At 59.4% G+C, this 13,937-nt stretch carries 11 protein-coding genes; 6 read left to right on the top strand and 5 right to left on the bottom strand.

What is annotated here, in order from left to right; translation table 11 throughout:
* Positions 1-11 precede the first annotated feature (11 nt).
* Together ACZ881_RS12390 and ACZ881_RS12395 are read right to left on the bottom strand one after the other, a co-directional pair.
* On the bottom strand, positions 12-1,292 hold the full coding sequence (locus tag ACZ881_RS12390; protein ID WP_476115831.1) for a glycoside hydrolase 5 family protein: 1,281 nt from the start codon (positions 1,290-1,292) through the stop codon (positions 12-14).
* Between the two features lie 189 nt (positions 1,293-1,481).
* Complete coding sequence (locus ACZ881_RS12395) at positions 1,482-2,528, bottom strand: LacI family DNA-binding transcriptional regulator (RefSeq protein ID WP_476115833.1); 1,047 nt, start codon at positions 2,526-2,528, stop codon at positions 1,482-1,484.
* 215 nt (positions 2,529-2,743) lie between these two features.
* Between ACZ881_RS12395 and ACZ881_RS12400 the strand changes: the two genes are divergently transcribed.
* The 6 genes from ACZ881_RS12400 to ACZ881_RS12425 all read left to right on the top strand — a co-directional run bounded on the left by ACZ881_RS12400 (position 2,744) and on the right by ACZ881_RS12425 (position 11,268).
* Positions 2,744-4,012, top strand: coding sequence for an ABC transporter substrate-binding protein (locus ACZ881_RS12400; protein ID WP_476115835.1), 1,269 nt, complete (start codon positions 2,744-2,746; stop codon positions 4,010-4,012).
* A gap of 15 nt (positions 4,013-4,027) precedes the next feature.
* Positions 4,028-4,906 carry a carbohydrate ABC transporter permease gene (locus ACZ881_RS12405; RefSeq protein ID WP_476115838.1) on the top strand — a complete coding sequence of 293 codons (879 nt, stop codon included), beginning with the start codon at positions 4,028-4,030 and terminating at the stop codon, positions 4,904-4,906.
* Positions 4,903-5,823 (top strand): carbohydrate ABC transporter permease, encoded by a 921-nt coding sequence (locus ACZ881_RS12410; RefSeq protein WP_476115840.1) that lies wholly within the window; start codon positions 4,903-4,905, stop codon positions 5,821-5,823. The genes ACZ881_RS12405 and ACZ881_RS12410 overlap by 4 nt, the downstream gene beginning before the upstream one ends.
* Before the next feature lie 289 nt (positions 5,824-6,112).
* Positions 6,113-9,142, top strand: a complete 3,030-nt coding sequence (locus ACZ881_RS12415) for an alpha-mannosidase (RefSeq protein WP_476115995.1) — start codon at positions 6,113-6,115, stop codon at positions 9,140-9,142.
* A gap of 220 nt (positions 9,143-9,362) precedes the next feature.
* Positions 9,363-10,298, top strand: coding sequence for a glycosyl hydrolase family 18 protein (locus tag ACZ881_RS12420; protein WP_476115842.1), 936 nt, complete (start codon positions 9,363-9,365; stop codon positions 10,296-10,298).
* 28 nt (positions 10,299-10,326) lie between these two features.
* The gene (locus tag ACZ881_RS12425) at positions 10,327-11,268 is read left to right on the top strand and encodes an N-acetylglucosamine kinase (protein ID WP_476115844.1); all 942 of its coding nucleotides are present in this window, start codon (positions 10,327-10,329) and stop codon (positions 11,266-11,268) included.
* A 128-nt stretch (positions 11,269-11,396) separates the two neighbouring features.
* Here ACZ881_RS12425 and ACZ881_RS12430 read toward each other — a convergent pair whose 3' ends face one another.
* The 3 genes from ACZ881_RS12430 to ACZ881_RS12440 form a co-directional block, all read right to left on the bottom strand.
* Entirely contained in the window at positions 11,397-12,371 is a 975-nt protein-coding gene (locus ACZ881_RS12430) for a cyclase family protein (RefSeq protein ID WP_476115846.1), read from the bottom strand.
* Between the two features lie 222 nt (positions 12,372-12,593).
* Positions 12,594-12,857 carry a hypothetical protein gene (locus tag ACZ881_RS12435; RefSeq protein WP_476115848.1) on the bottom strand — a complete coding sequence of 88 codons (264 nt, stop codon included), beginning with the start codon at positions 12,855-12,857 and terminating at the stop codon, positions 12,594-12,596.
* Positions 12,858-13,005: 148 nt separating this feature from the next.
* Complete coding sequence (locus ACZ881_RS12440) at positions 13,006-13,893, bottom strand: alpha/beta fold hydrolase (RefSeq protein WP_476115850.1); 888 nt, start codon at positions 13,891-13,893, stop codon at positions 13,006-13,008.
* Between the last annotated feature and the right edge of the window lie 44 nt (positions 13,894-13,937).

Genomic DNA, 13,937 nt, shown 5'->3' on the forward strand with positions numbered 1-13,937 from the left:
CGGTCTTTTGATCAGCCCTGTCCACCAGAAACTGCCAGTCTGGCTGACTGCTTCATGGAGAGGACTGTTGTGATTCCCCTCGATGCCAGGTGGTCGCTGTCCTGGGCCCTGCTGGCCAGCACCACCGCGGGGCGTTCGCCAGCCAGCGCCAAGGACATCCAGGCGTCGAAGAACTGGCCGCCTGGCGCGCACTGGGCCCGGTCCGGAGCGGTCTTTTGCTCCCCCACGTCCAGTATCAAAGCGGTGGAACGCGGCCGCACCGCGCCGGGGTGTTTCCTGCTTGCGCGGGCTGCCGCGGACACGGCGACACCTTGGGGTTTGACGGTCTGGTCGTTTGCGAGCAATCCCAGGCCGTATTCGAGGTCGGGAAAGTCCACCAGTGCGCGGTCCACGTCATGGGAGCACCACCAGGTAACACCCCAGAGGTTTTCGCAGTCCAAAGAGTGTTGGAGGGTGCGACGGGAGAACTCGGCAGCGTCGGAGGCCGCAACGTGCGGGCTGGGAGCACCCACTTCCTGCAGCCAGATGGGGCCGGTGGGGTTCGCAGCCCAGGCGCGGGCCAGTTCGATCAGATACTCTGCCAGCCGGAAACTCTGCTCGCTCATGCCCCCATAGAGCTGCGCGGTGTTGTTGAAGACCCATGAATGAACCGTCGGCATGGACCCGTAAGGGACGGCCGTGCCAGGGGTGAAGCCGTGCCGCCCATCGAAATAGGCGGCGTCGTACTCGGAGTGATGGTGCCAGGCTTCCGGGGCGCCCGCCGCGCACGCGGCCAACATCGTGCGGACCCAGTGTTCGGCTTCCTCCGGGCTGGTCTTGCTCTGCTGCGGATGTGCCGCGGAGGCAAACTGACTGAATTCGTTGCCTATGCTCATGCCCAGGAAGTTGGGGCACTCAGCCACTGCACCCGCCAGCGCGGTCAGGTAGGCTGCCTGGCCCTCAAGCACGTCGGGGTCGGTAAACAGGTTCTTCCGGTGCCACGTTTGGGTCCATGCAGGCAGGAAGTCAAAGCTGGATAAATGCCCCTGTAATCCATCCACTGAAACGTCGAGGCCTCTGTCTCCGGCAGCATCGACCATGAGGCGCAGGTCTTCAAGCGACCGCCCACGGATAAGCGATCGATTCGGCTGGAAGTGCGGCCATAGCGCGAACACGCGTATGTGGTCCAGCCCCAGCCAGGCAATCGAGTCAAGATCCCGTTTGACAGCGTCCAGATCAAAGTCCAACCAATGATGGAACCAACCCTGTGAGGGCGTGTAGTTCACACCGAATCTTGTCTGCTGCTGTGCCATGCACCCTGCCTTGTCTAGCTGTCCGGTTGTTGCGCCGTCACGGTCTGCTGGATAACTGAGAGTCCTCCAACTAATGCGATTTAGTACGTTTGGGAGCGCATTGAAATAACACTACAAGCTCCCTCGTCACCCTGCATAGATCATTTACTAATTCGGTTTAGCTTACGATCTACTTCATATCGCTCGAAGTCAGCTACGTAAGGCGGATGTTCCCCCTCCCGGGGGAGCGGTGCTGGAACGGACCGACAGAACGGGTGTCGGCAGCTGGAGATCTTCAACATTCTGCGGCTCAGCGATCACCCTGAGCAGCGCCTTGGAAACTTCATGGCCGAAGTCGAACGTGTCCCGCGTCAGTGCAGTGATGGAAGGGTTGGTCAGCTTGGTCAGCATGGAATCGTCGAAGGAGACGATGGACAGTTCGCGGGGGACGTGGATGTTCATTTCACTGGCTATACCCAAGCCCGCCAAGGCCATTACGTCATTGTCGTAGATGATCGCTGTCGGCCGGTCCTGCCGCGACAACAACTGCCGGGTGGCTGCGGCGCCTGCGGCGTCACTGAAATCCGTAGGCAGGGATTCGGCGCCATCGAGGCCCAGCCGGGCAGAGGAGTCAGTCAGTGCCTGAATGCGGCGCCGGGTGTGTTGAAAGCTGGGAAGGCCGCTGATATGCCCCAGTCGGCGATGGCCGATGGCAGCCAAATACTCAACCACGGAGAGCATGGCTGCCCGGTCATCGGCCCAGACGCTGGACAGGTGCCCGTGCTCGCCGGGGCCGCCCACCACCACGGCAGGAATGGACAGCTCTTCGAGGACGGGGATGCGCGGGTCATTCTCCTGGAGGTCGATGAGAATGACCCCGTCAACGCGGTGTTCATTCCACCAGCGGCGGTAGGTTGCAATCTCGGCCTCGGAGTCCTCAACGATCTGCATCTGCAGGGCCACTCCAGCGCTCGAGAGTCCGGCCTGGATACCTGAGATGAGCATCGAAAAGAAGGGTTCGACGCTTAGGGTCTTGGCTGGCCGAGCAATGACTAAACCGGTGACATCAGTCCGTGAGCCACTTAAAGCTCTGGCTGCGCTGTGCGGAAACCAATTAAGGTCCGCAGCGACCTGAAGGATGCGGGCACGCGTAGCTTCGCTTACGCCGGGCCGCCCGTTGAGCGCGAACGAAACAGCACCCCGCGATACCCCAGCTCGCTGTGCAATATCCTCAATGGTTGCCCTGGATCTAGACATTCTTGCCTCCTTGGCCCCTTGGTTTCCGACAAGTGCGATCGGGCAGAGAGCCCGAATGACCCCCTCACCGGCGCGCGCTGCGAGCAGGACCCATGCCGCGACCCTCTTGACAGGCACTCATGGAAATGGTTGGTTATCTTCTACTATATCGGTTTAGTTGATAGCCGATTCGAAAATCTTCCACCCATGTGCAAGACATCCTTTGAGGAGTATATATGCGCAAACATGTACCCGGCCTGGCAGTGTTGGCTGCCGCGTCCCTGGCATTGGCTGGCTGCGGCAGCCAGGCCCCGGCGGCGCAGCCGGCGGCCGGCCCCATCACAGGTGAAGTCAGCCTTCAGACCTGGTCTTTGACTCCTAAATTCACCGACTATCTTGACGAAGTCATCAAGGGCTTCGAGACCAAATATCCTGGCACGAAGGTCACGCTTGTGGACCAGCCCGGGGACGGATACGCCGAAAAAGTTCTCACCCAGGCAAGCTCCGGCACGCTTCCCGACGTCGTGAACATCCCGCCGGATTTCGCGCTGCCACTGGCCCGCCAGAACATGCTGTTGGACGTATCCACTGTCGACAAGAATCTGCAGGACACCTATGTTCAGGGCGGACTGGATGCTTTCAAATACAAGGGGCTGGAGGGCACCTTCGGGTATCCGTGGTACCTGAATACTGACGTCAATTACTGGAACACTGAAAAACTTGCCGCCAGCGGCCTGGACGCGGCAAAACCGCCCCAGACCACCGACGAATTGTTCGCCCAAGCCAAGATCATGCACGACGCATCGGAGGGCAAGGAGTACTTGCTCAGCCGCAAGCCTGGAATTGAGGACTTCACCCGCGCAGGGATCAGTGTCCTCGCAGATGACGGCAGGAGCGTAGCGTTCAACACTGACAAGGCCGCCGCCTTGCTGGACCGATACCGGGACGCCTTCAAGGCGGGTTACATGCCCCCTACGGTGCTCAACAACGACTATTTGGGGAACTCCCAGCTGTTCACGGAAGGCAAAGTCGCCTGGACCACGGGAGGAGGCAACAGCATCCCCAGCTTCGAAAAAGACAACCCCAGCCTCAAAGGCAAAGTCATCGCCACGCAGTCGCTGGACGTGCCTCCTCTGTACGTCCAGGGCATGGGGGTAAACGCCAAGAGCAAAAACCTGCCCACGGCCGTGGCCTTGGCACAATGGATGACGAACGCCGAGAACCAGGGCAAGTTCGCCCACTTGGTGAACATCTTCCCAAGCACCAAGTCATCCTCCAGCGATCCCTATTTCTCCCAAAGCGATGGCACGCCCGCCAGTGACGCCAAAGTCCTGGCGTTCAAGACTTTGGACACGGCAAAGAACCTGACACCGTACGAAATCAATGAGGCCATGAGCGACATCCTCAGCCAGCAGATCGCTTTGGCAATCAGGGGCGACGTTCCCAGCAAGAAGGCCCTTGATGACGCAGCCGAGCGGATCAACAAGATGCTTGCCCGTGGCTAGGCGGGCTGAAACACCATGAGATCGCACCGTCTCCTCACTCCATGGGTGCTGATAGTTCCGGCGCTGCTGTGGCTGCTGGTCTTCAGTATCTGGCCTTCACTGAACACCGTCAGGCTCTCATTCACGAACAGCAAGCCTCTGGGAGGCGGCGAGTTCGTGGGCCTGCGAAATTACCAGGACCTGCTTCAGGACAGCCAGCTAGCCAACGCCCTGCTGAACAGCGGGATCTATATGATCCTCTGCCTGCCATTGCTCACGATCGGGCCGCTCTTGATCGCCATCCTGATCCAAAAGAAGCTGCCGGGCATCACGTTTTTCCGCACGGCCTTCTACACGCCGGTGATTGCTTCGGCAGTGGTCGTCGGCCTCATCTGGACCTGGCTGTTGGATGACCGCGGACTCATCAACAACATGGCCACCAGCCTCGGTGTCCTGCAGGGCCCCCTGCCTTTCCTGACGGACCGGTGGCTGGTGCTGTTCAGCGCCATCAGCCTCACGGTCTGGAAGGGCCTGGGGTACTACATGATCATTTACATCTCCGCCCTGGGCAACGTACCCAATGAGCTGCACGAGGCCGCGGCGGTTGACGGGGCAGGAGCGGTGCGTCGGTTCTTCAGCGTCACGCTGCCGAGCCTGCGAAACACGATCGTGCTCGTCAGCATCCTCGTCTCCATCTCAGCGCTTAGGGTGTTTTCCGAGCTTTACATCCTCACCGGCTCCACAGGCGGTCCCGGCGGTCAGGACATGTCCGTCGTCATGCTCATCCAGCAATACGCCCGGGGCTTCTACGGCGACCTGGGTTACGCCTCCGCCCTGAGCATCGTGCTGTTCTTCGTAACGATCGTTCCCATGCTCGTTCTTGCCAGGATCAACAGGAAGACGAACGAATCATGAGCCTGCAAAGCCTTCAAGAGACCGCACCGCCCCCTGTGCAGCGGACGGATACGGCACCCCGGACCAAGCATCGGCGCGGACGCGGCTTCAACAGCACATCCTGGCAGGAAATAGTTGTTCGCTACGCCCTGTTGGTGTTCGTCCTGTTCATTTGCATTGGGCCTTTCCTCTGGCAACTCTCCACCTCCCTGAAAGACCCCGGGGAAGACATTTACACCGCGGCCCCGTCGTTCATCCCCGAGCAGCCCACGCTGGCCAACTATGGTGCGGTCTCGGACGCCATTCCGGTCCTTGGCTACATCGGAAATTCCTTGGTGGTGGCCGCGCTATGCATCACCGGGAACGTGGTGGGCGCCACACTTGCAGGCTTCGCCATGGCCCGCTTGAAATTCCGATTCCGCAAGACAGCGATCGGCCTTTTCCTGGCCACCCTGATCCTGCCCGGCGAAGCTACCATCGTGTCCCAGTTCGTCACCATCCGGGACCTGGGCCTCGCGGATACGCTGTTAGGTGTGGCCCTGCCGGGCATGATCGCAACACTGAACGTGTTGCTCATGTACAACGCATTCCGATCCCTGCCAGAGGAAATCGACCAAGCAGCCATCATGGACGGCGCCAACGTCTGGCAACGATTGCGCTACATAGGCCTGCCATCGGTCAAGGGCACGCTGGCAGTGATCATCATCTTCACCTTCATCGGAGCCTGGGATGACTTCCTCTGGCCCCTCATCGTTCTCACGAACCCCGAGAACTTCACCCTGACCATAGGACTGCAGTACCTGGCCAGTACCTTCGGCACGGACCAACGAATGATCGCAGCCGGCACGATGATTGCATTCATCCCCGTCGCTGTTGTCTTCGCAGCCGTACAGCGGTGGTTCTTCAAGGGAGTGGGAGAAGGAGCCGTCAAAGGATGAGGTCGGGCTCAACGACGCAGCGTCCTCACGATTGGGCCGACCAAGCCTAAACCTTTAAAAGCGGCAGGGCGTCGGGTAACCCGGCCTCCGGGCCTGTTTTGAGAGCCCTCTCACTCTGGGTCCTGCCCCTTCCCTCTGACCGCACAAAACATGCAGGTGCCAGTGGGATCGTCCCAACAAGGGAAGGCATCTGACCTTGAGACCCATGCGTGAGCTAACAACACCAACGCATGTGGAAAACACGTACTACTTGAAATTTGAACCGGGTCGTCCCGGGCGAAAGGCACTCATGCATGACGACATCCCACTGACCATCGGCCGCGCCACGCGCGTCCTGGAGGAACGGATCCTCCCGGCCATTCACTCCGTCTCGGTCCCACTGACCGTTGAATGGAACGAACTTCCCGGAGAGCCCATTGCCGCCACGGTAGCAATGGATTTGGACTACACGGCCTACAAGGTAGGCGAGCCATGGGGCGCGGCCTGGGGCACCACCTGGTTCCGGCTGCAAGGCATGATCCCGCCCGAATGGGCCGGCCGGCAGGTCGAAGCCATCGTCGACCTGGGCTTTGACAAAAACATGCCGGGTTTCCAATGCGAGGGTCTTGTCTACCGCCCGGATGGAACCCCGGTAAAGTCGCTCAACCCCAGAAACCAGTGGATTGAAGTCTCCGCCTCTGCCCGTGGTGGCGAAACAGTTGAGTACTTCCTAGAAGCCGCCGCCAACCCGGTGCTGCTTGACTACCATCCGTTCCTACCGACAAGTGAAGGTGATATCCAAACATCGTCCCCGCGAAAGCTATACACAACGCGCAGGATGGACCTCGCCCTAGTCGAGCACGAAGTCCACGAGCTGGCTCTCGATATAGAGGTGTTGCTCGAACTCCAGGCCGAGCTGCCAGCAGGGCCACGCCGGATGAAAATCCTGCAGGCCCTGGACGATGCCCTCGACCGGCTCGATCTCCAACGCATACCGGAGTCCGCCCCTGACGCCCGAGCCGCTCTGGTTGAAGTCCTGAGCAAGAACGCGCATGAAAGCGCCCACGAGATCTCCGCCATCGGACACGCCCACATTGATTCCGCCTGGTTATGGCCCGTTCGCGAGACCATCCGAAAAGTAGCCCGCACAGCGTCGTCGATGACCGAACTCATCGATCAGGACGACGATTTCCTCTTTGGCATGTCCAGCGCACAGCAATACGCCTGGCTCAAGGAACACCGCCCCGAAGTCTACAAACGGGTCAAGGAAGCCGTCGCGGCCGGACGCTTCCTTCCACTCGGCGGGATGTGGGTCGAAAGCGACACCGTCATGCCCTCCGGAGAGTCCCTGGTACGACAGTTCCTGTATGGCCAGAAATTTTTCAAGGAAGAATTCGGTATCCAGAGCCAGGGAGTGTGGTTACCGGACAGCTTCGGCTACTCGCCAGCGCTGCCACAATTGATGCGCCGGGCGGGCTTCGAATGGTTCTTCACCCAGAAGATCTCGTGGAACCAAGTGAACAAGTTCCCACATCACACCTTCCTCTGGGAAGGCATTGATGGTTCCCGTGTCTTCAGCCACTTTCCCTCCATGGACACCTACAACTCCCAGCTATCAGGACAGGAAGTTGCAAAGGCCTCGCATCAATTCCGCGAGAACCGTCTCGCCTCCGGATCCATCGCACCCGTGGGATGGGGCGACGGCGGTGGGGGCACTACGCGCGAGATGACGGGAAAGGCCCGCCGGCTCGCCAACCTCGAAGGCAGCGCGAAAGTACGCTGGGAACACCCCGATGCCTTCTTCGAACGCGCCAAGGACCAACTGACCCACCCACCTGTCTGGGTGGGAGAACTCTATCTCGAGCTCCACAGAGCGACCCTCACCTCCCAGCATCAGACAAAGCAAGGCAACCGGCGCAGCGAACACATGCTCGTCGAGGCTGAGCTGTGGGCGGCCACCGCTGCGGTACAGGCGGGGTTCGTGTATCCCTATGACGAGATTGACGCCCTATGGAAGCAAGTCCTGCTGCAACAATTCCACGACATCCTCCCTGGCACCTCCATCGCCTGGGTCCACCGCGAAGCTGTTGCAGAGTACGAACGCATCCGCCTCGCAACCGAGCAGATCATTGCCCGTGCAGTGCGAGCACTCATCGGACAGGGAGACCGCACCATTGCAGTGAACGGTGCTCCGTTCACCCGGGACGGTGTCACGGCAGGCGGCGGCGCTGTTGTCCCCCCCGAGAATTCGCTCGCATCAGGCGTCGTGCAGGTGACTGAAGTCGAGGGTGGTTTCGTCATGACCAACGATGTAGTCACCGTAACCATCTCCCCGCAGGGGCTCATCACCTCCGCCCTTGACCATAAGAGCGGGCGCAATGTGATCGCGCGCGCTCAGGAAGGAAACCTGCTGCAACTGCATCAGGACTTCCCCAACATGTGGGATGCCTGGGATGTCGACAGGTACTACCGCAACACAGTCACGGACCTTCGGGACACCGATGCTATCGCGGCGACCGTCGGAAACGACGGGACCGCACGTGTCGTTGTAGAGCGCAGCTTTTCGAACTCCTCCGTTCGGCAGGAGCTCATCCTCGCGCCCGGATCGAGAGTGCTTCAGATTAACCAAGTGACGGATTGGCACGAAACCGAGAAATTCCTCAAAGTGGCTTTCCCCTTGGATGTCCGCGCCGAACACACCATTGCCGAAACGCAGTTCGGCCATCACAAGCGTGTCACCCATACCAATACGAGTTGGGAAGCAGCGAAATTCGAGGCTTCCATGCACCGTTTCATCCTCGCAGAGGAACCCGGATTTGGCGCCGCGTTAGTGAACGACTCAACCTACGGCTTCGACGTGACTCGCGATTCCACCGAGACCGGAGTGACGACCAACATCCGCCTGTCACTGCTACGCGCACCCCGCTTCCCGGACCCGGAAACGGACCAGGGCCGACAAAACCACTGCTACGGCCTTGTGATCGGCGCTGACATCGCCAGCGCAACGGAGGCAGGCACGCTGCTCAACACTCCCGAACGCCGCATGGAAGGAAACCACGGCTTCGCCCCACTGGTCTCTTTGACCGGCAAGGGCCTCGTGATCTCAAGCGTCAAACTGGCAGCTGACCGGACAGGGGACCTGATAGTGCGGCTCTACGAATCCGAAGGCAGACGGGCACAAGGAACGCTGACCGTAAACACCACCTTCGACCAGGCATCAACCGTCACTCTGTTGGAAGAAGAACTCGACAGTGCCACTGCCGTTGACGCCGGCAGCGGAAGCATATCGGTGACGCTCACTGCTTTCGAGGTGCGCACCCTGCGGTTCCATCTCTCCTAATCCACCCTGGACAACTACAACACGATCGCCTCCGACCGATATGCAACCGTACTTTCCGTTACCAGAGACCACCGGGCCAAGACACTCGGCCCAGCTACAGGGCTGCTTCGACGGGCAGAACGAAACCCCGGTTGCTCCACAACACCCGATCAATCCCCAGTGGATCAATTCACGCCACTCAAGGCACTATCCAACCAACACACAGAGGACAGGTATACACATGAAAGCAAACTTCAGAACCCGTTGGCGGCTGGCCACACTCGCCGGAGCGGTTGCGGTCGCTGCGGGGCTCATGGTGGCGCCGCCAGCAACCGCCACCGCCGACGACCACCGCGTGGTCGTGTACTACCAGACGCAATACCACGACGGTCGCTATGTCTCCCCCAAACCGCTGACCGACAAGAACACCGGTCTGACGGACTTGATCGTTGCCGCCATCCATGTCAACAGCACCCCCGGGGACATCCGTCTAAACGACGACGTTCCCTCGGATCCCAAGTTCGACCCGATGTGGCAGGAAATCGACGAAATGAAACTCAAGGGCGTCAGCGTTCTTGGAATGCTCGGCGGAGCCGCCCAAGGGACTTACCAGAGACTGGAACCGGAAACCTTCGACACCTACTACCCTGCCCTTAAGGAGATGATCGCCAAGTACAAGCTGGACGGTATCGACCTGGATGTTGAAGAAAACATGTCCATTGCGGGTATCCGGCACCTCATCGACACGCTAAAAGCCGACTTCGGTGAGGGCTTCATCATCACCATGGCTCCAGTGGCCACGGCCCTCAGCGGTGGGGGGAACTTGTCCGGATTCAATTACGAGGAGCTCTACTCCACCCACAGCCACTCCATCAGCTGGTTCAACACACAGTTCTACTGCGGGTGGGGCACCCTCGCTTCTCCGGAGGGATACGAAGCAATCATCAATCGCGGCGTATTTCCTGCCAGCAAGGTCGTCGCGGGTACCTACACCACCACAGAAGGATGCTCCGGATATGTTCCCATGGACACACTTACAAAGACGATCAAATCCCTGACCCGCACCTACCCTCACTTCGGCGGAGTTGCCTCTTGGGAGTACTTCAACTCCTTGCCTGGAGGAACGAGCGCACCCTGGAAATGGGCAACACACGTCAGCCGCGCCATGAAGCCGTAACTAAAACCAAATGAGGAAGGAAACAGGCGTGCCAGAAAGCCCGGGAGCAACAAAAACAATTATCGCTATTGACATCGGCGGCTCGAAGACCCGTGGCCTCATGTGGCGGGAGGGCGTCGTCCGGGCAGACGTGACAGTTGGCAGCGTCAACGTCCAGAACGTCCCGGTCACCGAAGCACAAGTCAACCTGGCACGCCTGTTTAACCGCTTGCAGGCAGCGCACACCCCTTGCGGGGTTGAGGTGTATGTCGGCGCCGGCGGCATAGACACCGATGCAGACGCCGAAGCGCTCTCCGCACTGATACGACCCCTGATGCCGTCGGGCAATATCACCATCGTTCATGACACCAGGTTGGTGCTGGAAGCCGGGGGCGCCAGCGTCGGCGTCGCCGTCATCGCAGGAACTGGATCTGCAGCATGGGGCATCAACGATGCCGGCCGTGAATCGCGGGCAGGCGGCTGGGGCTACCTGCTTGGCGACGAAGGCAGCGGATACTGGTTTGCCCGGCAAGCAGTCCGCCACAGCCTTCAACGCATGGACCTCGGACTTGCCCCGGACACTATGACCCAAGACCTGCTTCTCCGCTGCGGCCTCAACAGTCCCGACCAACTCATCGCGCACTTCCATGGAGGAACCGGGCGGAGCTACTGGGCCGCCTTGTCTCCGGTTGTGTTCGACGCTGCCGGGAACGGCCACCAAGACGCACTTGCACTGATCGATGAAGCCGGCCGAGACCTGGCATCCATGGCGGCCCAGTGCTTCAGGGCCCTCTCGAATCCCGGTCCCGTAGTCCTTGGCGGAGGTCTGGGCATGAACCAACCACTGCTGCAGAACACATTTACTGAACATCTGGCAAGGCAAGGCATCACCGAAGTTCGGATCCTCGACCGCGACCCAGTCTTCGGAGCAATCGAACTCGCACGCGCACCCCTCGCAGCAGAAGTCGCCCCGCTTTCACTCACACCCTGACCTTAGAGGGCGTTTCGAAAAGGGGCGACATAGGGTTCTTATCGGCGCCAGCGGGTCCCGAAGACCAGTCTTCTGGTTCTGCGCCGGGTACGGCTGATTGGAGTGCCGGCCACAACGCGGGCAGGTAGCTACTTAATAATGACCGGGTTGACCGGTGCGCCCGAGCCGCCAACAATCTTCATAGGGGCGGCGGTGTAGAGGAAAGTCCATTGCCCGTCAGAGGAGCAATCGTCGGCGAGTTTATCCAAGGCGATGATTTCCGTAAATGCGATGCCGAGGTTACGCATGAGCGCGTTGTGCAGTGGAAGGTCAACTCCGCTGACCGGGTCGCGGGTGACCTCGTTGCCGATGGTATCAGTGACTAGGTTGGGTATTTCCATATCTCGGAACCACTCCACTAGCTGCGGGGAGTAGGTCAGCCCAGGTTCTAGGAAGTCGCGGTAGAACTCCGGTTCCTCCGTTTTGTAATAGGAGCCGATCCAGCCTGTGCGAATTAGTAGTATGTCACGTTTATGGATGGTGACACCCTGTGCTGACGCGGCAGCCAGCAGGTCCTCATGGGAGAAGGTTTCGCCTCTTTCCAAGGCCGCTTTGCCCCGAAAGCGCGCCATGTCGATGAGGATGCCCCTTCCCACGATTCCGCGTTCTGCTATCGGGAAGATGCTGGCCTTCTTCAGGCTCCCGATGGTTGTCTCTGCGGCATATCCATTGTAGATTTTTTCGCCGTACCACATATGCCCCAACGCGTCGTACTGACTGGTTCCCTGAAGATGCATGGTGATCACATCATCGGCGTATTCAAGATCGCCATTGAAGCTAGGGCCTGTCCCACAGAGAAAATTTCCCCGGTCCATGACGTTAGTCCTCACTGCGGTCTTTCGGCCGGGCCAGATCGGATCGCCTTCTGGATTGCCAATTGGAATGGCCAGAGTAAAACTCTTCCCGGTACGGATTTCCGCCGCACCTCGCTTAGCTTCTTCGACTGTAAGGTAATTCAAGGAGCCGACTTCATCCTCGGGTCCCCACTTGCCCCAATTCTTAGGCGAATCACGTAGAAGTTCCTGCAATGTGGGCGTGCCCGGGGTTTCCTCGATCTCAATCATCGCTAGCTCCTTCGGTTTCTCGGGACTGCAGCACCAATTGCTGAAAAAATTCTTGTGATCGGCGTCAATTCGGTCGATCGCTCTGGCCTCAGTGGCGGGGGTGCCGGGGGCGCAGATAAGGGTGGAATGATGTCCGGCTCTCGCGACTTAGCATCCCTGCTGGCTACAGCGCCATTCGTAGGTAATCCAGCCATTAGGCAGCCCAAGCCCGGAGGCGCCGGTTTACCGGGGCGATTCAGTCAACTTGAAAATCGTTGAGCTGTCGCCATCAAAAGTCATCTTGCGGCCGTACCCGTCGATCCATAACCAGAAATAGGAGGCATCATCACCTATGTCGTCGACGGTGGCGTTTTGGAGCGGAGACCCAGGGACGTGGACGAGCACCCTGTCCCCCTCGTTGAGATGCACCCAATCGTCATAGCCCAATTTGCAAACGTGGTAGTCCCCCGTTGAGTGCACATCCGGGATTTTTATGTTGGTTTCCATGAAGTTCGCTCCGATTTCCGTAGCGGCCGCTGGCTCCTCCGACTGTCAGTTCGTGCTGATCAGTCAGGATTGAAGCTGCGTGGCGGCCATCCCTTGAGCAAAATTGCATCAGTGGGCCCGGCCCCACGGCCTGGCCCACTGATGTGTTTTAGGACCAGCTTGTGATGAACTCAAGAACTGCCGAGTCAACCTCTGCGGGCTTTGAAGCACTCAGGAAGTGATGGCCGCCTTCGATGACCTCCAGCCGGACCTCAGGCGCACCAGTGAACATGAGTATTTCTTTTTCTGCGTTGGCCACGGAATAGACCTTGTCCTCTGAGCCGTGCAGCCACAACACGGGTGAGGTAATGTCGCGCAGTCGTCCATGAAGCCCGTCGCGGTCCCTGAGGTTAACGGTGCTGAGCAAAAGCCGTCGGCGACCGGCGTCTCCGGAGTAGTTGGTACGGTAGGTACCTATCCAGAACTCGCGTTCGTCAGCTGAGAGTCCGCCCAGAGCCGCGTCAAAGGTGTCGTCGATAAACTGATCCGGTACTACCCATTCGTCCGGTACCGGATCTGCGAAGGCCTCGATGAAGGGTGTGCAGAACTCTAGGGCATCCCAGCATCCAAGCTGCCGGCTTCGCAGGGTCTCTGAATCCATGGACGAGCCCAACGGTATGATTCCTCGGACCACTTCTGGCGCTAGCAACGCCATGCGGGCGGCTATCCACCCACCCTGAGATGTTCCCAGAACAAAAGCCTTGACAATACCCAAAGCGGCAAGGGCCTGCAGGTTGGCGACGGCGCTGTCCCAGTACGTGAAGTGCTGGTACGACGCTCTTGTACGGCCGTGACCGTACGGTTCTAGTGCCAGAAGGTTTACGGCCGATGTCAGGGCGGTGTTGGCGAACTGGGGCCTATAGAGTTCAGCCGATGTGGTGTAGGAATTGATCAGCACCAATGTGGGGAGATCCGGGTTGTATTGACCGCTCAGCGTGTATCCAACCACTGATCCGCCAAGGTGCGGGATGCTTACGGTCTGTTCGATCTTGCTCATGTGCCTATTACTTTCTTTCCTATTGTCAGACCCGTTGGCCAGAG

It is taken from the genome of Paenarthrobacter sp. TE3676, from assembly GCF_056279165.1.

Bases quoted from the DNA above. Each gene is read 5' to 3' on its own strand.
- ACZ881_RS12390 (WP_476115831.1), bottom strand. From the start codon at position 1,292: ATGGCACAGCAGCAGACAAGATTCGGTGTGAACTACACGCCCTCACAG.
- ACZ881_RS12395 (WP_476115833.1), bottom strand. From the start codon at position 2,528: ATGTCTAGATCCAGGGCAACCATTGAGGATATTGCACAGCGAGCTGGG.
- ACZ881_RS12400 (WP_476115835.1), top strand. From the start codon at position 2,744: ATGCGCAAACATGTACCCGGCCTGGCAGTGTTGGCTGCCGCGTCCCTG.
- ACZ881_RS12405 (WP_476115838.1), top strand. From the start codon at position 4,028: ATGAGATCGCACCGTCTCCTCACTCCATGGGTGCTGATAGTTCCGGCG.
- ACZ881_RS12410 (WP_476115840.1), top strand. From the start codon at position 4,903: ATGAGCCTGCAAAGCCTTCAAGAGACCGCACCGCCCCCTGTGCAGCGG.
- ACZ881_RS12415 (WP_476115995.1), top strand. From the start codon at position 6,113: ATGCATGACGACATCCCACTGACCATCGGCCGCGCCACGCGCGTCCTG.
- ACZ881_RS12420 (WP_476115842.1), top strand. From the start codon at position 9,363: ATGAAAGCAAACTTCAGAACCCGTTGGCGGCTGGCCACACTCGCCGGA.
- ACZ881_RS12430 (WP_476115846.1), bottom strand. From the start codon at position 12,371: ATGATTGAGATCGAGGAAACCCCGGGCACGCCCACATTGCAGGAACTT.
- ACZ881_RS12435 (WP_476115848.1), bottom strand. From the start codon at position 12,857: ATGGAAACCAACATAAAAATCCCGGATGTGCACTCAACGGGGGACTAC.
- ACZ881_RS12440 (WP_476115850.1), bottom strand. From the start codon at position 13,893: ATGAGCAAGATCGAACAGACCGTAAGCATCCCGCACCTTGGCGGATCA.